Annotated in this window: 24 protein-coding genes; 2 read left to right on the top strand and 22 right to left on the bottom strand. The window is 46.9% G+C overall.

Translation table 11 applies throughout. The features are described 5' to 3' along the window. Positions 1–938: 938 nt before the first annotated feature. The 10 genes from Q1A86_RS18080 to Q1A86_RS18035 form a co-directional block, all read right to left on the bottom strand. The gene (locus Q1A86_RS18080) at positions 939–1379 is read right to left on the bottom strand and encodes a hypothetical protein (RefSeq protein WP_299809739.1); all 441 of its coding nucleotides are present in this window, start codon (positions 1377–1379) and stop codon (positions 939–941) included. Next, on the bottom strand, positions 1364–2374 hold the full coding sequence (locus Q1A86_RS18075; RefSeq protein WP_299809737.1) for a flagellar motor protein MotB: 1011 nt from the start codon (positions 2372–2374) through the stop codon (positions 1364–1366). Before Q1A86_RS18075 ends, Q1A86_RS18080 begins: the two co-directional genes overlap by 16 nt. Further along, a complete protein-coding gene (gene motA, locus Q1A86_RS18070) occupies positions 2374–3231 on the bottom strand; it encodes a flagellar motor stator protein MotA (RefSeq protein ID WP_299809735.1) in 858 nt (285 codons plus the stop codon). The genes Q1A86_RS18075 and motA overlap by 1 nt, the downstream gene beginning before the upstream one ends. A 14-nt stretch (positions 3232–3245) precedes the next feature. Further along, a complete protein-coding gene (locus Q1A86_RS18065; RefSeq protein WP_299809733.1) occupies positions 3246–3968 on the bottom strand; it encodes an RNA polymerase sigma factor FliA in 723 nt (240 codons plus the stop codon). An 11-nt stretch (positions 3969–3979) separates the two neighbouring features. Continuing rightward, positions 3980–4435, bottom strand: a complete 456-nt coding sequence (gene fliL, locus Q1A86_RS18060; protein ID WP_299809731.1) for a flagellar basal body-associated protein FliL — start codon at positions 4433–4435, stop codon at positions 3980–3982. Between the two features lie 14 nt (positions 4436–4449). After that, the gene (locus tag Q1A86_RS18055) at positions 4450–5556 is read right to left on the bottom strand and encodes a flagellar hook-length control protein FliK (RefSeq protein WP_299809728.1); all 1107 of its coding nucleotides are present in this window, start codon (positions 5554–5556) and stop codon (positions 4450–4452) included. Next, positions 5549–5875, bottom strand: coding sequence for a hypothetical protein (locus Q1A86_RS18050; protein ID WP_299809725.1), 327 nt, complete (start codon positions 5873–5875; stop codon positions 5549–5551). The genes Q1A86_RS18055 and Q1A86_RS18050 overlap by 8 nt, the downstream gene beginning before the upstream one ends. Continuing rightward, on the bottom strand, positions 5844–6224 hold the full coding sequence (gene fliS, locus Q1A86_RS18045; protein ID WP_202723481.1) for a flagellar export chaperone FliS: 381 nt from the start codon (positions 6222–6224) through the stop codon (positions 5844–5846). The genes Q1A86_RS18050 and fliS overlap by 32 nt, the downstream gene beginning before the upstream one ends. Positions 6225–6239: 15 nt before the next feature. Beyond that, positions 6240–7622 carry a flagellar filament capping protein FliD gene (gene fliD, locus Q1A86_RS18040; RefSeq protein WP_299809721.1) on the bottom strand — a complete coding sequence of 461 codons (1383 nt, stop codon included), beginning with the start codon at positions 7620–7622 and terminating at the stop codon, positions 6240–6242. 293 nt (positions 7623–7915) lie between these two features. Continuing rightward, positions 7916–8725, bottom strand: coding sequence for a flagellin (locus Q1A86_RS18035; protein WP_299809718.1), 810 nt, complete (start codon positions 8723–8725; stop codon positions 7916–7918). A 242-nt stretch (positions 8726–8967) separates the two neighbouring features. Here Q1A86_RS18035 and fliB point away from each other — a divergent pair, with 242 nt between their 5' ends. Then, positions 8968–10143: a flagellin lysine-N-methylase gene (gene fliB / locus Q1A86_RS18030; protein WP_299809715.1), complete on the top strand. Its 1176-nt coding sequence runs from the start codon at positions 8968–8970 to the stop codon at positions 10141–10143. 38 nt (positions 10144–10181) lie between these two features. On the opposite strand, the gene Q1A86_RS18025 is transcribed toward fliB, so the two are convergent. From Q1A86_RS18025 to Q1A86_RS17970, 12 genes are all read right to left on the bottom strand, one after another. Next, on the bottom strand, positions 10182–11201 hold the full coding sequence (locus Q1A86_RS18025) for a hypothetical protein (RefSeq protein ID WP_299809712.1): 1020 nt from the start codon (positions 11199–11201) through the stop codon (positions 10182–10184). Positions 11202–11236: 35 nt separating this feature from the next. Next, entirely contained in the window at positions 11237–12154 is a 918-nt protein-coding gene (gene flgL, locus Q1A86_RS18020; RefSeq protein ID WP_299809708.1) for a flagellar hook-associated protein FlgL, read from the bottom strand. 10 nt (positions 12155–12164) lie between these two features. Further along, positions 12165–13538, bottom strand: coding sequence for a flagellar hook-associated protein FlgK (gene flgK, locus Q1A86_RS18015; RefSeq protein ID WP_299809705.1), 1374 nt, complete (start codon positions 13536–13538; stop codon positions 12165–12167). 60 nt (positions 13539–13598) lie between these two features. After that, a complete protein-coding gene (locus Q1A86_RS18010; protein WP_299809702.1) occupies positions 13599–14012 on the bottom strand; it encodes a rod-binding protein in 414 nt (137 codons plus the stop codon). Continuing rightward, a complete protein-coding gene (locus Q1A86_RS18005) occupies positions 14012–15142 on the bottom strand; it encodes a flagellar basal body P-ring protein FlgI (RefSeq protein WP_299809699.1) in 1131 nt (376 codons plus the stop codon). The genes Q1A86_RS18010 and Q1A86_RS18005 overlap by 1 nt, the downstream gene beginning before the upstream one ends. A gap of 37 nt (positions 15143–15179) precedes the next feature. Next, positions 15180–15854 carry a flagellar basal body L-ring protein FlgH gene (flgH, locus tag Q1A86_RS18000; RefSeq protein WP_299809697.1) on the bottom strand — a complete coding sequence of 225 codons (675 nt, stop codon included), beginning with the start codon at positions 15852–15854 and terminating at the stop codon, positions 15180–15182. A gap of 65 nt (positions 15855–15919) precedes the next feature. Next, the gene (gene flgG / locus Q1A86_RS17995; RefSeq protein WP_299809694.1) at positions 15920–16705 is read right to left on the bottom strand and encodes a flagellar basal-body rod protein FlgG; all 786 of its coding nucleotides are present in this window, start codon (positions 16703–16705) and stop codon (positions 15920–15922) included. Positions 16706–16743: 38 nt separating this feature from the next. After that, positions 16744–17478 (bottom strand): flagellar basal body rod protein FlgF, encoded by a 735-nt coding sequence (locus Q1A86_RS17990; protein WP_299809691.1) that lies wholly within the window; start codon positions 17476–17478, stop codon positions 16744–16746. A 9-nt stretch (positions 17479–17487) separates the two neighbouring features. Next, positions 17488–18696, bottom strand: a complete 1209-nt coding sequence (flgE, locus tag Q1A86_RS17985; protein ID WP_299809688.1) for a flagellar hook protein FlgE — start codon at positions 18694–18696, stop codon at positions 17488–17490. A gap of 19 nt (positions 18697–18715) precedes the next feature. Continuing rightward, positions 18716–19378 carry a flagellar hook capping FlgD N-terminal domain-containing protein gene (locus Q1A86_RS17980; RefSeq protein ID WP_299809685.1) on the bottom strand — a complete coding sequence of 221 codons (663 nt, stop codon included), beginning with the start codon at positions 19376–19378 and terminating at the stop codon, positions 18716–18718. Continuing rightward, positions 19378–19797, bottom strand: a complete 420-nt coding sequence (gene flgC, locus Q1A86_RS17975) for a flagellar basal body rod protein FlgC (RefSeq protein ID WP_220769463.1) — start codon at positions 19795–19797, stop codon at positions 19378–19380. Before flgC ends, Q1A86_RS17980 begins: the two co-directional genes overlap by 1 nt. 4 nt (positions 19798–19801) lie before the next feature. Next, complete coding sequence (locus Q1A86_RS17970) at positions 19802–20152, bottom strand: flagellar basal body rod protein FlgB (protein WP_299809681.1); 351 nt, start codon at positions 20150–20152, stop codon at positions 19802–19804. A gap of 84 nt (positions 20153–20236) precedes the next feature. Between Q1A86_RS17970 and flgA the strand changes: the two genes are divergently transcribed. After that, positions 20237–20983 carry a flagellar basal body P-ring formation chaperone FlgA gene (flgA, locus tag Q1A86_RS17965; RefSeq protein WP_299809678.1) on the top strand — a complete coding sequence of 249 codons (747 nt, stop codon included), beginning with the start codon at positions 20237–20239 and terminating at the stop codon, positions 20981–20983. The last annotated feature ends 32 nt before the right edge of the window (positions 20984–21015 follow it).

The raw sequence follows: 21015 nt of genomic DNA, 5'->3' as shown, positions 1-21015 counted from the left end.
GTAAAATATTGAACGCTAACTTATCTAGAATACAGCTACCCGTTAAGGTGACTGCTTCACTTAAAGTAGGCATAAATACCTACCCCTACGTCAACCCGTCGATGAGCTTGGCCTGAAACTGCATTCATGCGTTTCTGGCATCCGGCACTTCCGTGTGCCTTGCCTCCAGCTTCGTAACAAGTTACTTGCACTTCAAAGACCTTGAATGCGCTGCATCCAAAGCAGGGCTTTCACCCCCATGTGTTCGCAGCGCCACCTAGTCGCTTATTTCCAGACGCTAAATACAAGTAAGTCGAGGGTTTTTTTATGTCTCATATGCGCAGACCAAAGTTGCTCCCAACAATTTTTGATACTTGCTATATCCATATTGGTCGCCGGCCGCTATGCGTAACGTCTTTATTTCTAAGTGTTTCTCCAGATTAGGAGCTAAGTGTGGAATGGTCTTGAATCAGTGAGTTCTATTAACTCGACATATCTTAAATAGCCAAGTTTTGTTGATAGTCATTCGCGTATTTGAATGCTTACTTGGTGAATTGTTGAAGCTTCTGTAAAGGTATAGTCATTGCTTGGAGGCTGCCCGTTATGGTGGTAACGGGCTAGATAGTGGTCTAAAAGAAAAAGAAGTATGCGATAAGAACAAAGGAGAGTAATGAGCCTATTATAACAGGATAAATCTGGTAACTATCTTCTGCTCTACGCGCACGTCTAAAGCATAGATTAACCAAGAGTAAATTGAACATAGCTACAACGACTGAAGTGATAGCACCGTGTCTGAATGACATCTCTTTTATCTCAACAATTAAGTAGATTAAGATAATCCAGTCAAAGATTATTAAATACAGAAAGAGCTTTTGTAAGGCGTCGGGTCCTTTTCGCTCATATGAAGCAGGCATTGTGATCTCCTTAATTGCCACTGAATACCTAGATTGTTTAAACCACTATATCTGTGGTGACCGACTCAAGTTATAGATCTTATTGGTGATATACAGTATTTGTTCTTCGTCCTGTAGCGCCCATTTTGCACCTATAAAGTTAAGCTTATGGCTAATGTTTTCTATATGCATCACCCGTATTGGGAAGTGTTCGCCCTCTAGTGACAAGTAGATAGTTTGTTTAGCTTGTAGATTGCAGCGGCTGATCAGCCCAACTCCCCCTAAGCCAACGTTTTTTATATTGGCGATGCCTATTTTCCGACTGAGCCAGCATTGTTTTTTTACAAGAGAAACGGTGACTCCATCACAGGCACTGAGAATATCTTGTTGGTCATTGTTTCTTAAGCTTACTCTTAGGTATTGTCGGTTTTCTTTCCCTGGCTTCTGTATTTTTACTTCTTTATCTGCAGGAATAAACTCGCCGAGTGTTACTATTGGCTCGTCCATAATTGCGGATATCTCGTTCGTGGTTGGTTGGCTTCTGCAATTCTTTTCGCTTGTTGAAGGTTATCATCTGGGCTTGTCGGCTCTATTGGTAGTCCCATCATCTCACGCAATTGATTTTCTGCATCAGAGGTCATTACTAATACTTCAATACGTCTATTTGCTGCAGCTGCTGTGTCTTCAATGATGTAGGGCGCCTGGTCTGCCATGCCTGTCACTTGAATAACTTGGTCGCGTCTAAGGCCACCGTATTCAAGTACCCGTCTTGCTAAAAGCGCGCGTTTACTGGATAACTCCCAGTTAGTGAAGGTCTTGCCTGCATAAGGACTGGAATCCGTATGGCCAGAAATGGTGATCTTATTTTCCACCTGGCTTAATAGTGGGCCTAGTGCCATTAGCAGGTCTTCAAAGTAAGGTTTCATCTCGGCACTACCGCGAGTGAACATAAACTGATTCACATTATCGTGCATCAAGATCCGCACACCCTGCGGGACGACCTGTAGCTCAACGTTGGCACTCATACTCACATCCGCAATGACCTTATCTATTTCCCTTGCCAAGAATTCAAGTTGAGCTTGTGTTTCAAATTTACCCGGCACTAAAGAGTTGAGTTCAGGGCCTTTGCCCGCTTTTGCATTTTTCGTTCCTTGAGGGATTCGGTTATGCATGGCTGGGCCGCTTTTATCGACTCCGGTAGCGGTTGCTGGTAGTACGGCTTGCTGAATTCCCATACTACTCTGAAAATCGAGCATCGAAGGTGCGCCACTTAAATTGAATGGGTTGATTGAACCGTTATCGTAAAGGTCGCCATTGAGGTACTGTACTATCATGGTTCGTTCTTGCTGATCGGCAATTTGCATGATCCATAGCACCATAAACAGCGCCATCATAGCTAAGGTAAAGTCTGCAAATGCGACTTTCCAGGCACCACCATGGCTAGCCTTAGCCTTGGAGCGCTTATTGCGTCGGATAACGACAGGCTCAGGTCTAATCGCCATTAGCTTTTTTGCTCCACCAACCAGCGTTCAAGTTCGATAAAGGTTGGACGGTTTTCGCTTTGGATCTGTTTACGACCCGCATCGATAGCAAGCATTGGCGGCTTACCTTTGGCAAAGGCGGATAGCATCGCGGCAACACAGCGCATTTGGGCCGATTTACGCTCGACGAGATGTTCTAGTGCTTTCGAGAGAGGGTCAAAAAAGCAGTAGCAAGCGAAGATGCCAATAAATGTTCCCACTAAAGCTGCAGCAACTTTTACACCTATCATGGTGATTGGGCCATCAATATTCGACATGGTAATGATAATCCCCATAACCGCTGCGAGAATACCGAAGCCAGGCATCGCTTCTGCTACTTTTCCAAGGGCATGTGAGGGACGCATTCTATCCTCGTCGATGCGATGGATCTCTTCTTCAAGCATGTGTTCTAGGTCGTGGGAGGATAACTTGCCTATTGATTGTAAGCGTAAGTTATCAATAAGAAAGTTAAGCACATTAGGATGTTCCAGCACAGCTGGATACATTAAAAATAGTGAGCTTTCTCTAGGCTTTTCTACATGATCATCCAGTACTCGCAGGCCTTGAGACTGTATCTGCGACATTAGCATGTTCATTAAGCCAAATAATTGTGGGTAAAGTTCAGGATCTTCTTGTTCGACTTTTACCAACTCTCTAAGCTGTTCATACATCTCCTTGAGAACGGGTTTTGGGTTCGCGATAATGAGTGCGCCTAAGCCAGCACCAAAAATAATCAAGATTTCAGCTGGTTGCCAAAGGGATATTAATGCGCCTCCTGCCCATACATATCCACCAAAAACCGACAAGAGAATTATAACTAGCCCTAACAGTTTGCTCATACTATCTCACCTGCTTACCGTTCCCATTGTTGATAGATATTCTGAAGCTGCTTCACTGCTTGTTTATGCAGCTGACAAATACGCGTTTCAGTTAATCCCAAGGTCGCGGCGATTTCTTTTAAATTGAGTTCATGTTGATAGTAAAGCGACAGGATTAGCTGTTCTCTTTTGTTTAATTTTGAAATAGCTTGGAATAAGCATTCTTTTGCTGAAAATTGCTCCAACATGTCATTGTTATCGACAAAGTTTCCGCCTTCGCTTATTAGTTCATCTAGACTGCGCATCGATTCAGACTGAGAAGCAAAAAGGCGCTCTCGGTATTCGAGTTCACTCAAGCCCATAGCTTCAGCGACCTCTTTGTCACTTGGCTCCCTCTCTAATAAGCGGGTGAGTTGGCGTACCGTGTCGTTAAGTTCGTGAGCTTGTTGTCGTACTGGCCGCGGTCGCCAATCTTGACGACGTAGTTCATCTAAAATGGCACCTCTAATACGTTGGCCTGCAAAAGAGATGAAGCCGTTATCATATTCACCTGGGTAGCGTCTTGCAGATTCTAATAACGCCATCATGCCTATCTGTTCCATATCTTCAATGGCTAGAACGGAACCACAATGACTTCTAAGTTGCGAAACAGAACGTTTAACTAAGGGGAGGTACTGCACCATTACCTGACTCTCGGATTGCCGGTTCATGGTGCTATCTTCAGATACTTCTTGGTAGGCAGATTGCGCAACATTCATAGCATAGGCCTTTATTGAATAACCATACGAGTAAACAGCACGTCATCTAATTCGATAGCAAAATCATTCTCAGCTAATACCGTGGATAGTAAGCTGTGAGCTTCTTTTTGCAGTGATTCGAACTGCTGGGCATTGTTGAGCTCATTGAAGTGTTTATGGGAGAACATTTTCATCAATGAATTTTTAATTACAGGGTCGGCCTGTTTTATAGTGGTTTCAGCATTCTGAGAGCGGCTCTTGAATGCCATCTCTAACAACAAGTAATGCGGGTATTCATCACCAGGGATGGAGATAACAAATTTTTCGAGAGGATAAAACTTTGCCGATTTGATCTCGGGTTCTTCTGTGATAAACGGTCCGCCAATCAGTTGGGGTGATTGCCAGCCTATCCAGAAAATGGCTGCAGTCCAGGAGATGACTAATAGAGTCATGGTTATGCGTTTACTGCTCTTTTTCGTTGATGACATGAATAACTCCGGAATTATGCGAGTAGATCAACTTGATCTTGTTGAGGAACATTTAGAACTGCTTGCTGGTTTTCATGAGTCTTTGCGGCTGTAATCACCGACTCGGAAGTGCCCTGTTTTTGCTGTTGTGATTCCCCTTGACTGATATCTACGTCAATTTGCCCGCCATGATCCATGGCTAGCTCGGCTCGTAATCTATCGAGTCCCATCAATAGTGCATCTCGTACCGAAGAGTTAGCGGCATGCATCTGAATATGTAACCGATCGCCATCTAGGCGCACGTTAAGCTCAATTTTTCCAAGCTCTGGCGGGTCGAGTCTGAGCTCTGCTTGCTTAATCTGTTGATCGATTTGAAAGCGCAGTTGCTCTCTTAGTGGCGATAGCATTTCATGGCTCTGCTGCAGCATAGGGGCTGACTGTGAGACTGAAACAGGTCCCCATTGTGCAACTGTGCTGTGAGCGCGTGAGCTGGCAGCAATTTGGTTTGCTGAGTCTATAGTGTCGACACCAGTGTTCTCTGCCAAGGTTGCAATATATGTACTCGACAGTTGCTGAGTGACGGCTTGAAAGCCTGTATAGCTAGTGGGTCCGCCGGGTTTTAATAAGCCGCTAACCGGCTCGAAACTCGTATTGGCTGGCGGAGTTGTGTTCATATTGGCAACAAGCTCTTTCATTGTGCTTAATTGAGTCGTCTTTGCTTGATCAGTGGTGACTTGCAATGCTGGGCTTGCGGTTGCTTGACTAGCATTATGTGTGGCTAGCGGATTAACACTGAATATTTGTTGATTGAGCGGAGGGGGCGTGTTGTTATTACCTCTCTGTTCAATCGACTGACCGTTAATTGCCTGAGTGAGACCGTCGATTTGTGGCTGCGTATTACTATAGGTTGTCTGAGCTTGTTGCCGACTCAGTGGCTGAGCGAAGTCGTTTGCAGCATTACCCGAAACTACAACTGCAGTTTCTGTAATTGGCTGTATTAGCGAAAATGGCAGCGACTCATTGCCGCTTTGAAACTCGCTATCATCGGAGTAATGGCTGCCAGCGTGAGCTCTTATTGCGCTAGGTACAGTTGAAGTCGCCGACGTAGCTGCGAATGTGCTAGGTAGTACTGAGCTAGTCATTGTGAACTCCGCCACTGGCACAAGTCAGTTGATAGGCGGCTAAGCCATCCTGCTGCTGTTTGAATTGACTCATCTCTTGCTTCAGCTCGTCTTGAGCCTGTGCTAGTCGCTGTAGTATTGTTTTATGGGTGTTAGCCAAAGATTGACGCGCAAGCAGCTGCGAGCGAGAGCTTGGTTTACCCGCTCTTACTAGTGCATCGGTCATCTTCTGATTCACTAGGACTAACTTGTCCCAGTTCTGAGCATTGGCATGAAATTGCAGTGCTTTTTCAAACAGCTGCCATTGCTCAATTGAGATTGGCCCAGCCGGCTCTGACATCGGTAATTACCTTAGTGATGGGTTCTAGGGCGGCAACGCTATTTTCAACGCTTGCGGTTACCAGTTGTCGACTGCAATAGTCATAAAGGCGGTTTAGGCCTGCCGCGACTTCGCCGCCATTTTCAATATCGAGCATGGAGTCGAGTCCATGGACGATATTGAGGCATTTATTAATACTCTGACCTTTATCTTCATAGCTGCGGCGCTGCATAAAACCAGCAGCGCGTTGGATCTCCTCTAACAGGCCATCAAGCAGCATGCGCACCATCTCATGAGGGTTTGCAGCTGCGGCTCTTGCATCTAAAGAGGTTTGTTTATAAGCATTAAAGGGATCGTGCTCGTTCAACATTTTTTGGTTGTTTCCTTAATAAAACAGTGCGCTAGCTGAGTTTAATTGGCTGATGGTTGCTTCCATTGCGGTAAATTGAGCTAGGTAAATTTGATACCTCTGTTCCATCTGTCTGTCGTGATTGTCCATACTGGTTTCAACGCGTTCGATTTGCTTTTCTAGATTCTCTTGCTTGAGATCCATTGAGCCTTGGAACTTGGTGAAAGGGTCGATGAGGGTATCAAGCCTGTCGATATAGCTACCTTCGTCGGTGAACATGGCTTGTATCGCATCAGGGTCATCTTTGAGAGCTTTGGTTAGCTTATCTTGGTCAATATCTAGCTTACCGTCGCGGCCCATCTCAACGCCGATATCCGATAGGCGCATGCCGTTTGGTGCAGTATCAAAGATGGCATCACGCATGCCCTGTTGCAGCATTCTTATACTCGAATCACCTTTTAGTACGCCGAGTTGATCTTCGGTGATGGAGGAGTTGAAGTCGTCATCTTCATCATCTTTATCTTCATCGCTGTCATCTTTATCGTCATTTTCGTTATTGATATCGTCTAACTCTTCGCTGCCCATAGAGCGAGTTAGCTTATTTATCTCGTCCATCAAGTTATTGAAGATATCGACGAAGTCTTCAACTGCCTGTTCGCTTGCATCGGTATCTGATGCGATCTTGATGCTGCTGCTTTCACCTGCAGCATGGACTTTATTGAGTTCGATAGAAACGCCATCGATGACATTGACTAAGTTATTACTGCTACTGGTGATATCTATGCCGTTGAGATTAACCTTGGCATCTTGTGCTGCGCGTCGTTCTGTCATGCCCCAATCGGCACCGTTCATACTGACGCTAATGTTGTTTTCTGCACCTGTGCTTGTAGAGGAAAGCAGGAGTTCTACCTGACCACCTGTTCGAACAAGAGAAGCTTGTACTCCAGGGTTATCTGAATGTTCGTTGATCATGCCTGTGAGATCTTTGACTGTGGCAGTCCCATCAGGGTTTAGTACCGACATATCAAGGCTAATGCTGTCAGCAGGATCTGAGCCAAGCTGGATCTCTATTACGCCGCTTGCGGGTAGCAGGCTGTCTTCACTACCGAAGCTCTTAGTTAATTGGTGCGCCTGAGCCAGTTGCTCAATATGCAGGTCGTAGTTACCCGTAGGTGCGTCACTATCGACCATGATAGAGGCATTATCATCGCTGATTGTGGAAGTTTTGCTTTCGAAGGCGTCGCCATTAATCTTTTCAAGATTGCTGGTCATCTTATCTAGGCTACGTTCGAGGATCTTATAGGCATCGAGTTGTGCCTCATATTTGGTCATATTGCTTTCAAATATCTGATCTTTGCCCATACGTTCTGCGACGATAAGTTGTTCGGCGAATGAGGCGCCACCCATACCTGAAATCATTTGATCCTCCAATCTTGCTGTTATGCAATTGGCAATCTTCATGCCAAAAGTTAAATGTATGTTTTGCTAGGTTTTTACTTGTTTGAGGCTGTGCGATGGGTTAATTGATTTTCCGTTAGACACTGGGGGAGGGAAGTGTTGCTTCCGCTTTAGACCTGAGTGCTATATTCGCTACAACCATATAATGAGTAAGGCGACCTCAAGCTAGAGCCACTGAAGTATTACGGGGATTTTGTTGCCAAAAAAAAGGGCCCGAAGGCCCTTGAAAGAAAGTTGGGATAATGGGGGGAAGATTAACCCAATAAACCCATAACCAAACCCGTGTTTTGGTTTGAAGAAGACAGGATGTTAGTACCCGCTTGAACTAGTAGCTGGTTCTTAGTCATAGCAGCTGTTTCTACTGCGAAATCTGTATCCATGATACGACCTGCTGCAGCTTTAGTGTTCTCGGTAACGTTAGTTAGGTTAGATGCTGTGTGGCCTAGACGGTTGATGCTCGCACCTAGGTTAGAACGCTCTGCACCAACGGCATCGATAATAGCGTTAACGTTGTCGATTTCACCTACAGCTGCCGCTTGGTCTGTTAGCTCACCAACGAATAGTGCCTTAACATCGGCAACTTTTGTCGTTACAGTCAGTTTTTCAGTTGAAGATGCGCCAATCTGGAAGTCAACAGCACCATCTAATTCAGTGAATAGCTTGTTACCACTGTATTCAGTGCTGTCGATGATACGGATAGCTTCAGCGTTAAGCTCTTTATATTCAGCATCTAGCGCTGCAATATCTTCAGCCGAGTTCACGCCGTTAGCCGCTTGAGTTGCTAGTTCTTTTTGGCGAGTCGCGATGTTGTTTAGCTCGTCTAACGCGCCATCGGCAGTTTGTAGCATAGAAGTCGCGTCAGATACGTTACGGCCAGCAGTTTCCATACCCGTTACGTTGGCATTTAGGCGAGTAGCAATCTGTAGACCGGCAGCATCGTCAGAAGCACTGTTGATGCGAAGACCAGTAGATAGACGCTCCATAGCGTTGCTAAGTAGGTCGTTATTTTTAGTGACAGCATTTTGAGCGATGTTAGACGCGTTGTTAGTCATTACAGATAACATAGGATATTCCTTTGAGTTTTAACTGATTGTTTGGTGTCTATAGACTTAAAACGACGCGCTAATTGAAAACTGAAAGCTATCCAAAACTTATTTCACTCTTAACGAGTTAAGTTATTGAGTTTTATCGTATAAAATTTTTTTAAAAACACGGGTTAATTATAAAAAAGCTTTAGTTAATAACCATTTCGGTCGCTCTTTATAGCTTATCTAGGCTTGAAAACTTGATTAAAAAGAGAGCGAGAATGAAACATTCACTCATTAGACCCAGTTTCGTCACTAACTTCAGTTGTATTGGTGGTGAATGTGAAGATAGCTGTTGCTATGGCTGGAGTATTCATATTGATAAACAAAGCTATAAAAAAACCTTGGCACATAGCGAGCTTAAGGCTTTGGCTAAAACTGCGCTAAAGAAGGTCAAAAAGAGTGAGCAAATATGGGCGCAGGCTGTATTGAATGAAGAGGGGGCCTGTGGTTTTTTAGATGAAAATAACTTGTGCCAGATCCACGCAAAGGCTGGAGAGGCTCTATTAAGCAATACTTGTAAGACTTATCCCAGAATGGCGCATATGAGAGGAGGGGATCGTTATGACAGTTTATCCTTATCTTGCCCTGAAGCGGCAAGAAATATTCTGCTTAGACCCGATGCATTTCGTGTTGAACGCACGACACTCACCCACCATCGCACCTTCAAGGCAACAGCGGTTTGGGCGCAGAAGGCTTATGACTACTCTATTCAGCTACTACTAAAGCCAGAGCAACCTTTGGAGCATGGTCTTACCGCTATCGGTATTTTGATGAAAACAACCGAGCGGGTTGCTAATGGCGAACTTGAAAGTAGTGCCATCGATAATATGTTTCAACAACTGATTATTTTAAGTGATAACGGTCAGCTAAAGCAGCATTTTGAGGGCTTTAACCAAGATACGGATGCACACCAGATGCATGCGTTTACCTCAATTCAATTATGGTTAAATACTAATAAAATCAGACGAGGACGGAGTCGATTTGAGCTAATAAATCAGGCTATTCTATCTATGGCGGATGATGAAAAAAGTATTAGTATGAGCAAGATTAATCAAGCTTGGAGGGAGGTTGCAGAGCCTGCATTGGCAGACCAACAAGAACTCTTTAGCCGTTATTTGCTGTATTACCTTTACCATATGAATTTCCCTCTAGTCGATAAACTCACTCCATCGCAGGCCTTTAGGGTGATGCTGTTGGACTTCTTTATGTTGCGTTGCTATTTAGCCGTGATTGCCGCGAAAAATAATGGGCTGTCTGAGCACGACATCATCATGTGTTTTCAGGTATACCACACCAATAGGCAGCATAAGGCCAACTATAGCCAGTACGCTATTAATCTTTTAGATGAAGCTAAATTTGATGACTTAGCCTCAATTTTAACCTTGCTGTCTTAGTGGGGAAGGCGGGAACTTCCCGCCATTTTAGAGCGAATTTATGATAATAGGGCCGACACTTGTGGACGACTCAGATTAGCTTGTGCCATAAGTGATGTCACTTGCAGGCTAAAAGGTGAAGACTGCATCAAACTGGCTACTTGGGTCAAAGTGGATTCCAGCTCTAGTGTAGCGTCTTTGCGCTGATTGACTCTGTGTAACTGTTGCTGAAGTTGCTGGTTAGCATTACTCAGTTCTTGCAACTGAGATTCGACCTTGTGCCGAGTCTTGGCTATTTTCGCTATGGTCTGCTTAAGGTCGGTTGGGCTATCGAAGCGCCACTCTCTAGGATCTTGCCAGCTTAGCTCTTCGCTGACCTTGATGGTTCTGACATCCCCCGCAGGTAATCGCTGACCCTGCCCGGTCATCAATATTCCAGCTTGAATTTGTTGCCATTGCTGTTTACTGCTCTTGAAGATGATTCGGCCCTCATTATTACGAAGTGCCTGCATATCAAGAGGTTTAAGTGTACTGTTGAGCCGATTTACTAGCTCTCCCGGTTGTGTATTTGCGGGAAGTTGTACCCTGACTGATTCACCGCCAATCTGCATATTGATCACTTCATCGCGGGATTTTACTGTGGCTAGGTCTACCGATTTTAAACTGAAACTGTACTTGGCTGCGGGTCTCTGCGCAGAGATGAGATTGAGTTGATGGTCGACAAGTGGCTTGCCTTGATAGCTAACCTCGAGTTGGCTCAATCTCTGCTGAAGCTGTTGAATACGATTGGTTTGCCCTGTATCTGAATTTGAAGATAAGGATTGCTGGCTATGGCTTTGCAGCTGCTTAAGCAGGTTTTGGACCTGCTGTAAGCCCTGCTCTGCCACTTGAGATGCACTTATTTTGTGTTGTCCCTGCGTTACCTTGGCCCAGCGGTTGTAGCTCTCTAATCTATGGCTCGGAATGCTAGCAACGTTTACTTTTGTCTGTTCTTTTTGCGGCTGCTGTATACCCGCACTCGGCGCAACTGTTTGGCTGCGCTGTTGAACATTGAGTGAGTCTGAAATCCCGTTGAGCATCTATGTCTCTATAAGCTGGTTAGATAGGGTTAAACTTAAATATGATTGAACAGGGAGAGTTGTGACACCTGCACAAAAGTCTGTTGAGTCACTTTTAGTGTTGTCAGCTTTAAGTTGTACTCGGCTGTGGCCTGAGCATAGTCTAATCCCTCAGTTTCGCCTATCACTTCTTTATTAAATAGTACGCGCTCTTCATGGGAAGCCTGCACCAAACTCAAGGTATTTTGCTTGCCACCTATGTCGGTGATCGCCGAGCTGATACTGGTTAGCGTATCATCTAAGCTGGCTTGCATATCATCGGCAGCCTGACTAAATGTAGGATCGCCTGGTGCCAGTGTCGGGTCTTCGAGCACCGCAATAAAGTCTTTAGTTTGATTGAGAATATCTGTACTACCGTTAGAGAAGATAAAATCGGCAGCGGTACTGTTAGCCGTCATCCAAGACGAACCAGAGGTTTGCACCTCGCGAGTATTGGTATCACCTTGGTAGACATAGTTACCATTAGCGTCTTTACCGATTGGGGCTGTATCGGTCTTGTTACCTGAAAATAGGTAGTTGCCAGATTCATCTTTAGCATTGAGAGTGTCGGCAAACGCCTCTAATAGCTCGTTCATCTCGGCAGCATAAGCCGCTCTGTCTTCAGGCGATAAGCTGCCATTATTGGCCGACACGGTAATTTCACGCATACGACCTTGCAGTTCTACCATACTGGACATATAGGTTTCTGAGCGACTAAAACTGGTACTTAATGACTCGGTATTTTTTATATATTGGTTGGTGGCGGCCATGTCTCGCTCATTGCCAATCACCCTTACCGAGCCGATTGGATCGTCCGATGGGCGTAATATTGATTTACCAGTGGACATCATCTCATTGAGTCTGGCTATATCGGCAGTGGAGTTCTGCAGACTCTGTAAATTATTGCTGTAGAGGTTAAGCATACTTACACGCATGAAGAGCTCCTTAAATACTGTTTAAGATAGTTTGAAATAGCTGATCGGCAGTCGATATAACCTTGGCATTTGCCTGATAAGACTGCTGGTAGATGATCAGGTTGACCCCCTCTTCATCCATATTGACACCGCTGGTACTTGCCCACTGTTTTTGAGCCTCAAGTTGTAGATTTTCAGCTGTCTTTTTCGACATCTGGGCCTGACGAGAGGCTGAGCCTAGTTCACCAATCTTACTGGCGAATGCATCACCCATGGTGGCATCGACTCCCATAGAGCTAAAGGTGAAGCTCTTGTTGGCGATATCAACAAGTTCTACCAAGTTACTGTTGTCACCTGGGGTTCCATCCTTACCAAAGGCCAGCATGTCAGCGTTAAACCCAGAGGTCAGTTTTAGGCTGCCTGCTGGGTTAGTTGGGTCGTAAGTGAACAGGTCTTGAGTCGGTGTATTACCGTTTAAGTCGGTACCGCCAGCTAGCACGGCATTAAACTCATCGGCCATTGTCATGGCGAGTTCGTCGATAAATGCGATCGAATCGACCAAGCTATTATCGCGATAGTCGATCAGCGCGCCTAAGCTACCGCCAGCAGTTTCGTCCAGTGGAAAACTTGATTGACCAAACTGAATGCTGGTCTGGCTAAACTTTGGATTGGCTGGGTCGGGGGTGACCTGAATCTTAGATGCGATAGTGCCCGATAGCAGTGGTTGCCCCTGTGCCAAAGAGATATTAACCATACCCGTCGAGTCTTCGACTACATTGATGTCGACAATCTCAGACAGATCATCGATAGCGGCATCTCGCGCATCGAGTAGTGCCAAAGGTACGTTACCGTTGGCGTTAGCTTTTTGAATATCGGCATTAAAGCTGGCGATGGTTTCTAATTGGCTGTTGATCTCTTTTGCCGAGGCATTAATTTGACCTTCAACTTGGCTCACCTGAGAGTTAAGTCCTTCGCTGATTGAGTTAAAGCGTTGGGTTAAGGCTTTAGCTTCGTTGAGCACGCCTTGGCGATGGGCTATTTCGTTGGGTTGCTCCATGGCCGAGTTTAGAGAGGCAAAAAGCAGATCGAGACCAGCTGAGATACTGTTGCCTTCAGAACCAAAAATCTGCTCAACCTGGCCAAAATAGCTAGACTGGGTCTTAGCAAAACCAAGGTTGCTGGTGGTATTCCACAACTGAGCGACTTCATATTGATCCGATATGCGGCGCACGCCGTCGACCATCACACCTGAACCGCTGCCGTAGACGCCATTCCCGACAGAGCTAAGCATCACTTGTTGACGAGAATATCCCGGCACCATGGCGTTGGTGACGTTATTGGAAGTGGCGGTCAGGGCAGCCATGCTGGCATTTAGCCCCGACATACCTATGTTGAGCATGCTCATCTTGAATCCTTATCTCTATCGTTTAAATGATGGTGAATACTTGTCTGCGCCGCAGCCAACTTACTCTTGCGGCTTAGTGATAAATGGCAATATCAACGCAGGTTGCATCGCCACCGTATTGGTATTGCCATTCGATTGACTATTAGAGGCGACCGTCTCTGGCTCAGACTTAAGTCCCGCTGATAATTGTTTCGTCATCACTTCAGCAAGCCCAGTGCTCTGCATCTGGCTTAAGCGTCCGGCGAGCTCGGCATCATGCCAGTCACGATACATGCCATCGTTTTGTGATGACAGCGGACTGTCTTTATCAGCCATTACATCGGAGGCACTGCGCATCTGTTTTAAAACGGTTTGCAGAAATTGAGCTTCGAACTGCTGACTCACAAGTTTAAGCGCGCCTTGCTCACCGTTAGATTTAATCAGTTCTCCGGCATCGAGTTGATTGAGATAACTGTGGTTATTGTCTAATTTCATTATATGACCACCAATTCAGCTTCAAGGGCTCCGGCTTCGTTTAGGGCTTGCAATATGGCCATCAGATCCATAGGTGAGGCCCCCAAACTATTTACCGCGCGAACGATGTCATTTAGAGCAATACCTTCTGGCCAGACAAACATATGGCCGTTGCCAGTATCGATATCAATTTGACTGTCAGTGGTCACAACGGTTTCGCCCTGAGCCTGACCTAAGTAAGCGCCATTAGGTTGGCTGACCGATTCCTGTTCAACAATAGTGACGGTTAGATTGCCGTGGCTTACGGCTGCTTTACGTACGACTACATCGCCGCCCATGACGACAGTGCCTGTGCGACTGTTGAATACTACGCGTGGCGATTTACGACCCTGTTCAATTTGTAACTCTTCCAGCATAGACATAAAGGTTACGCGCTCACGATTAGAGCTAGGTGCGCGAACAATTACCTTGGCGCTGCTGTCTGCTTGGGCGACATCGGGGCCGAAGAGTTCGTTAACGGCGCGTTCAATATTGCGAGCCGTCTTAAAGCTTGGATCGATAAGGTTTAGTACGATATTTTTATTCTCATTAAAGTTGCTGTGCATCGGAGCTTCGAGCAGCGCACCATTAGGAATATTACCCACGGTCGGCACATTAATGGTGACCGAAGAGCCGTTACGCCCTTGAGCCGATATTCCGCCGACCACTAAGTTACCCTGAGCTACGGCGTAGATTTCACCATCAACGGCACGCATAGGCGTCATTAATAAGGTGCCGCCACGCAGACTTTTTGCATCACCAAGAGATGACACGGTAATGTCTAAGGTCTGCCCCGGGCTAGCTAGTGGTGGTACGGTCGCGTGAACTGCAACTGCTGCAACGTTTTTCAGTTTTGGATCTGTCTTATCATCAATCTGCACCCCAAACTGTTTAAGCATGTTGACGATAGACTGGCTGGTAAAGCGCACCTGTGTACGGTCACCTGTTCCATCTAGACCGACAACTAAGCCGTAACCTACTAGTTGGTTATCACGGATCCCTTGTACATCGACAATATCCATCAGATAGCGGTGCTGAGCCTGTGCCTGAACAGGGAGAAGTGGCGATAGGCCTAGCAACATACTGACCATAAAGATGGCTATTTTTTTCATTCACACAATCCTGAATTTTGAATACTCAAACTGATGATCATAATGGGAACCAAGGGCTATTGAAGTAGCGAGCGGCCCAGCCCATACGGTTGCTATCTGAGATCGCTCCCTGGCCACCGTAAATTATCCGCGCATCGGCAATACGCTGTGATGAGATGGTGTTGTCGTTGCCAATATCATCTGCACGGATAAGGCCGAGTAACCGCAGATATTCATCGCCTTGGTTTAGGCGTAACCATTTCTCACCGCGGATCAGTAGGGCACCATTGGGTAATACTTTCGCAACTGTGACTGTGATAGAGCCCGACAGTTGGTTCTGCTGGGTGCTTGAGCCTGTACCGTTAAAAGAGCGCCCCATATTGGCTTCGCCACTACCACTTATGCTGCTACTACCATTGCTGCCTTGACCATCGATCGACATGCCGCTGACTTTGTTGGTCTTGGTATCGGCGCGCTTACTTGAATAGGTTTTCTCGTCCAACGCCACAGTTAGAATGTCTCCCTCACGAAATGCCCGCTTATCTTTAAACAGTGTGAGCATAAAACCTGGGCGATAGACACTGCCGTTCTCGGCTTGAGGTAGGCTGTAGTCAATTTCTGGCGGTGCCCACTCAGGCTTACCTGGCGCTGTGTCAGGTTCTGGTATGTGTGCGACACAGCCAGACAGTAGTAAGGTTAAACCTATTCCAAAGCCTATCCATAGTGGTTGCATGCAGGATCCCTTTTCGAGTTTCGTTGGTTGATAAGCCATCGTTGAGCCAGTCGATAAAGCGCTGTTTACAGCGCTTGGTTAAGGAACTTGAGCATGTCGTCAGAAGCCGACACGACTTTGGCGTTCATCTCGTAGGCGCGTTGAGTCGAGATCATCTCAACCATCTCTTCTACAACATTGACGTTAGCCCCTTCAAGCGCACCTTGACGTATTTGACCTAGCGCCTGATCGCCAGCTATGCCTTCAACCGCTGCGCCAGATGCTCCTGTTTCACGATAAAGGTTGTTACCACGAGCCTCGAGTCCTGCAGGGTTGGTAAAGTTGACTAGGGTGATCTGGCCTAACTCCTGAGCGTCAGCTTGACCCGCCATCTGCGCCGAGACGATACCGTCAGTGGCGATGGTAATGGTGAGCGCTTCTTCAGGGATCTCAATGTTAGGTACCAGCGGTAGACCCTGTGAAGTCACCATTAACCCTTCGCTGTTGCGATAGAACTGACCATCACGGGAGTAACTTAGCTCACCGTTGGCTTCTTCAATTTGGAAAAAACCTTGTCCCTCAATAGCTAGATCGAGTTGTTGGTTGGTGGTGAGCATGTCACCTGAGGTAAATACCTTTTGAGTGCCGACGACACGGGTACCTGTACCGAGCTGTAAGCCAGATGGCAGTTCGTTCTGCTCATCGACCTGACCGCCAGGTTGGCGCTGCACTTGATAAAACAGGTCGTTAAAGGCGACACGGTCACGCTTAAAACCTGTGGTGTTAACGTTTGCCAAATTGTTGGCAATGGTGGTCATCTTAGTATCTTGGGCAGTTAAGCCAGTTTTGCTGACCCATAAAGCTGATTGCATCTGTTTTTCCTTTAAAGTCTAAGCTTTAAAAAATTAGTCTAAGCGTCACGTAGCAAGCGGTTGCCTGCTTCGGCGAGTTTTTCGGCGCTCTTCATCAGTTTGACTTGCACCTCAAACTGACGGCTCAAATCCATTGCGGCGATAAGTTCGCCCACGGCTTGCACGTTACTGGCTTCGAGAAAACCGCTGCTGACAGTCACTTGCTCACTGGCTGGTAGAGGTTGACGGTCGGCGGGATAAAGTAAGCCATCTAAGCCTTTGCTCATGGTATTGATATCAGGGTTTACCAGCTTGAGTTGGCCGACCTCTTCGATGATGCCACCCTCATCAGCGATGATGCTGAGTCTGCCATCATCCCCTACGAACAGTTCGCGATATTCTGGCAGCACGATAGGACCATCTACCCCTGCAACAGGGCGACCATCTAAGGTGAGTTGGCCGTTAGGGTCAGGTTGAATTGCGCCAGAGCGGGTATAACCTTCGCCTTCGGCCGTCATCACCGAGAACAGCCCCGCATCGTTGATGGCAAGATCTAAGGTTCTACCCGTTGGGTTCATGGCACCAGTCTGCAGACTAAAGCCACTGCTTTGGGTTTGAGCCAGTACACGGGTCTGCAAGCTGTTACCTGTTGGAGTAACAACCATGGCATTGACTCGTTCTAAGTCAGCCTTGAAGCCCGTCGTATCGGCGTTAGCTAAGTTGTTGGCGCGGATCGCTTGCGCTTCCATCACTCTGGCCGCGCCCTTGGCGGCGGTATATATCATTCTGTCCATGAGTCAGACCTAGATAGCGTTTAGTAAGGCTTGTTGCATGGTTGAGTTAGCATCTAACACCTTGGCGTTCGACTGATAGTTACGCTGCGCCGTCATCAGGTTAACCATCTCGGCTGTTTGGTCTACGTTTGAACCTTCAAGGTAACCGCCAGCAATCGAACCTAAAGTACCAGTGGTTGGCGTGCCAATAATTGGCTGACCCGCAGCGTTAGTTGCGGCCCACGCGTTGTTGCTCACAGGCTCCAAACCGTTGGGATTATTGAAGTCGGCCAGTACTACTTGGCCCTGTAGTTGTTCTTGGCCATTGGTGTAAGTGCCATATAGCATGCCGCTATCATCTAAACGTATACCGTTCAGCTCACCTGAGGTGTAACCGTTTTGGCTAAGGCTTGAGTTGTTATAGTCTGAGGCGTACTGGGTGCTCTTATCATAGCTTAGGGCTAAGTTCATATCCGACGCACCACCAACAATATTCGGGTCGGTAATATCTAGGGTGATATCTTGTCCACCAGTCAGCATGCCGTCTGAGTCGAAAGTTAGCTGGTGGCCGCCAGCAGGAGTCACATCTGTATCGCCCATCATGTAGTGTACCGACCAAGTGTTGTCAGAGGTCTTGACGTAATACTGGGTGAGGGCGTGCTCTTTGCCTAAAGAGTCGTAAGCCGTCACAGTGCTCGATGAGTGATAGGTTGATGCGTCGTCTGAGTCAAATGGGTTGGCAACAGGGTCAATGACCTCGACTCGAGCATCTAAGTTTGAGATTAGACCGATTGTCGAGGTTGCCTTTGCTGGTAATGCCCCTGCTTGTACCTGAAGATCGGTCACGTTACCCGTCTGTAGATTACCCGCAGCGCCAACAGGGTAACCCTGTAAGCGACTACCCGCTGGGTCGGTGATAAAGCCATCGGCATTTTGGTTAAACATGCCGGCTCTGGCATAAGTTGTGCTGCCGTCTTGGCCGCTCAATACGAAGAAACCTTCCCCTTGAATGCCCATATCTAGCTGACGACCTGTATAAGTTAAGCTGCCGCCTGCAGAAAAGTTTTGGCTAGTGTTCATCACGTTTACGCCGCCAGCTTGGCCACCGTTATAGATGGCTGAGAACTCACTGCGGCCACTGCGAAATCCGACTGTTGAAGAGTTCGCAATGTTATTACTGATAGTGTTTAGATCTTGAGTGGTTGCTTGTAGGCCACTTAACGCAATATTAAAAGACATGAAATTAATCCTAAATCAGTTATGAAACTTCAGAGATTTCAAGCACAGAGATCGTGCCTAGACCATTACCGAGTTCAGCCATCATCATTCCTGATGCGCTGATAAAATGTATTTTTTCGATTTCAGCTTTGACGAAGGTATCCGCTGTCTCGGTGACTTCGCCCGCAGTTGTGTTAGCCACAATGCTGTAGTCGCCCGCAGGTAGCTCTAATGCTTCGGGGTCGATTGTGAAGCCTGTATCTCCGGCCTCTTGTGGGCCCATATTTAGGCTGTGGACAACGTCGCCATTCTCATCGACGATATCGATACTTAATTCTTCAACCGCGCTGCTGAGATAAACCTTGCCGTCGATAGGCGTATCTTCGAGGCTAAACTCTGAGGCTGGCACCATGGCGTCTTTACCGACTAACTGTGCCGACTGAACTATGCCAAGGTTTTCCATGATCACCATCTGTGTCGACTGGTTCGCACGCATATGCTCTAAACTTTCGACCTGAGAGAACTGGGCTAGTTGAGTGACGTATTCAGTGCCATCGACAGGGTTAGTCGGATCTTGGTTCTGGATCTGAGCAATCATCAAGGTCATAAATTCGTTCTTGATAGACGCCGAATCGTTACCTGGAGAATTAGTCACGTTATTGCTGTTGGTATTATTGGTGTTAGCTGTGCTGGTGACGTTCATTACTTAGCTCCTAACTGCAGTAAACCTTGTTGCATCGAGCGTGCACGGTTCATGATCTCAACATTGGTCTCAAAAGAGCGGCTGGCGGCCATCATGTCAGCCATCTCTTCAACGGTATTGACGTTTGAGTAGGCAACATAGCCTTGCTCATCGGCGTAAGGGTGGTCCGGTTCATAGCGTAGGTCCAGCGGAGCATCGGATTGCACTATGGCAGATACTTCGACGTGGGCCCCAGCGACTTGACCTTCTTGGGTCTGCTTGTAGATGGTCGAAAATACTGGCTTTAGCGCTCGAAACGCCTCATCTGGGTTTTCTGCCGCAGCGCCTGCGTTGGCTAAGTTACTGGCAACCGTGTTGAGTCGTATGGTTTGGGCGTTCATACCCGCACCGGCAATTTGGTAAATTTCTGCAAATGACATAGGGTTATTGACCTTCGATAGCAGTGCGTAAACCTGATATCTTCATGTTGAGGAAGGTCAGGCTGGTTTGATAATCCATGGCGTTTTGTGAGTACCTGGCTTGCTCTTTGCCCAATTCAACCGTGTTTTGATCGGCCGATGTTTGGTATGGCACACGATAGCTCTCCTGGTAATTACGGTCTGGAGACATGCCTGCATTGATCTGCAACATCACGGTTTGGAAGTCGAGATCTCTCGCTTTGTAGCCTGGGGTTTCTGCATTGGCTAAGTTACCTGCCAGAATTTTGCTGCGCTCGACTCTGAAATCTAACGTTTGCGGATGAATTCCTAATGCGGCATCAAGGTTGATAGCCATTACGACTCCTAGTATGGTATGTCCAGTTTAATTGCTGCTTGAATATTCAATTAGTGTGCCAATAATATTAGTCGAGGCTTTTCAATGGTTTACTGGTTTTTAGGGCGTAAGATCGGAACCTGTGTTTCCTGTTTCCTCATCACTGCTTCCTGTTTACTTCCGCTGATGGTTTCGGCGCAAGATTCGTCGAATACGCCTGAGCAGATTGATAAGGCTTTTAGCCAACTATTAACCAAAGAGTTGCGGCAGTGGCGCCAGCAAGCGGCTTTGTCTCAGCTCAATTCTAAGATCGATATTAAGGTGCCATCTGGGGCGAAGAGGCTCGAGCTCTGTCCGGTAGCGGTGCACATAAATCCCGGTTCAGGGATCCCATTAGGGAATGTGCAGCGTAAGGTGAGCTGTGGGCCGCTAGGTTGGAGTCTCTTTGTTCGTGCCTCGGTTAGCGTGAGCGTTAAAATTCCTGTGGCTAACCGCGTGCTAAAGCGTGGTGAGCATATCTTGGCTGCGGATATCGACTGGAAAGTGATAAAGCTGGGGCCATCGGATAGAGACTTACTGACAACATTCGATGAGATAGTTGGCCGGCAAGTCGTGCGTAAGGTGCGCCGTTATCAGCCGATTAAAGCGCTGCAACTGAGTGCGCCGCAGTGGGTAAATATTGGTGACCGAGTAATTATCGAAGCTCGTAGTAATGGCTTTTACGCCAATATGCCTGGAGAGGCTCTCGAGGGGGGCGGTGAAGGCAAAGGGATCCGAGTGAGAAACCTGAGCTCTGGTAAAGTGATCACTGCCTATCCTATCGCTAAGGGGCGGGTGGCGACACAGTTTTAGTCGCAAATTGATGTTAAATAAATCGCGTCGCT

This window comes from uncultured Shewanella sp., assembly GCF_947497935.1.
GTDB lineage: Bacteria > Pseudomonadota > Gammaproteobacteria > Enterobacterales > Shewanellaceae > Shewanella.
The sequence above is the reverse complement of the archived record's forward strand: the minus strand, read 5'-3'. Positions and strand labels throughout refer to the sequence as shown.

Bases quoted from the DNA above. Each gene is read 5' to 3' on its own strand.
- Q1A86_RS18080 (WP_299809739.1), bottom strand. From the start codon at position 1,379: ATGGACGAGCCAATAGTAACACTCGGCGAGTTTATTCCTGCAGATAAA.
- Q1A86_RS18075 (WP_299809737.1), bottom strand. From the start codon at position 2,374: ATGGCGATTAGACCTGAGCCTGTCGTTATCCGACGCAATAAGCGCTCC.
- motA (WP_299809735.1), bottom strand. From the start codon at position 3,231: ATGAGCAAACTGTTAGGGCTAGTTATAATTCTCTTGTCGGTTTTTGGT.
- Q1A86_RS18065 (WP_299809733.1), bottom strand. From the start codon at position 3,968: ATGAATGTTGCGCAATCTGCCTACCAAGAAGTATCTGAAGATAGCACC.
- fliL (WP_299809731.1), bottom strand. From the start codon at position 4,435: ATGTCATCAACGAAAAAGAGCAGTAAACGCATAACCATGACTCTATTA.
- Q1A86_RS18055 (WP_299809728.1), bottom strand. From the start codon at position 5,556: ATGACTAGCTCAGTACTACCTAGCACATTCGCAGCTACGTCGGCGACT.
- Q1A86_RS18050 (WP_299809725.1), bottom strand. From the start codon at position 5,875: ATGTCAGAGCCGGCTGGGCCAATCTCAATTGAGCAATGGCAGCTGTTT.
- fliS (WP_202723481.1), bottom strand. From the start codon at position 6,224: ATGTTGAACGAGCACGATCCCTTTAATGCTTATAAACAAACCTCTTTA.
- fliD (WP_299809721.1), bottom strand. From the start codon at position 7,622: ATGATTTCAGGTATGGGTGGCGCCTCATTCGCCGAACAACTTATCGTC.
- Q1A86_RS18035 (WP_299809718.1), bottom strand. From the start codon at position 8,725: ATGTTATCTGTAATGACTAACAACGCGTCTAACATCGCTCAAAATGCT.
- fliB (WP_299809715.1), top strand. From the start codon at position 8,968: ATGAAACATTCACTCATTAGACCCAGTTTCGTCACTAACTTCAGTTGT.
- Q1A86_RS18025 (WP_299809712.1), bottom strand. From the start codon at position 11,201: ATGCTCAACGGGATTTCAGACTCACTCAATGTTCAACAGCGCAGCCAA.
- flgL (WP_299809708.1), bottom strand. From the start codon at position 12,154: ATGCGTGTAAGTATGCTTAACCTCTACAGCAATAATTTACAGAGTCTG.
- flgK (WP_299809705.1), bottom strand. From the start codon at position 13,538: ATGAGCATGCTCAACATAGGTATGTCGGGGCTAAATGCCAGCATGGCT.
- Q1A86_RS18010 (WP_299809702.1), bottom strand. From the start codon at position 14,012: ATGAAATTAGACAATAACCACAGTTATCTCAATCAACTCGATGCCGGA.
- Q1A86_RS18005 (WP_299809699.1), bottom strand. From the start codon at position 15,142: ATGAAAAAAATAGCCATCTTTATGGTCAGTATGTTGCTAGGCCTATCG.
- flgH (WP_299809697.1), bottom strand. From the start codon at position 15,854: ATGCAACCACTATGGATAGGCTTTGGAATAGGTTTAACCTTACTACTG.
- flgG (WP_299809694.1), bottom strand. From the start codon at position 16,705: ATGCAATCAGCTTTATGGGTCAGCAAAACTGGCTTAACTGCCCAAGAT.
- Q1A86_RS17990 (WP_299809691.1), bottom strand. From the start codon at position 17,478: ATGGACAGAATGATATATACCGCCGCCAAGGGCGCGGCCAGAGTGATG.
- flgE (WP_299809688.1), bottom strand. From the start codon at position 18,696: ATGTCTTTTAATATTGCGTTAAGTGGCCTACAAGCAACCACTCAAGAT.
- Q1A86_RS17980 (WP_299809685.1), bottom strand. From the start codon at position 19,378: ATGAACGTCACCAGCACAGCTAACACCAATAATACCAACAGCAATAAC.
- flgC (WP_220769463.1), bottom strand. From the start codon at position 19,797: ATGTCATTTGCAGAAATTTACCAAATTGCCGGTGCGGGTATGAACGCC.
- Q1A86_RS17970 (WP_299809681.1), bottom strand. From the start codon at position 20,152: ATGGCTATCAACCTTGATGCCGCATTAGGAATTCATCCGCAAACGTTA.
- flgA (WP_299809678.1), top strand. From the start codon at position 20,237: ATGGTTTACTGGTTTTTAGGGCGTAAGATCGGAACCTGTGTTTCCTGT.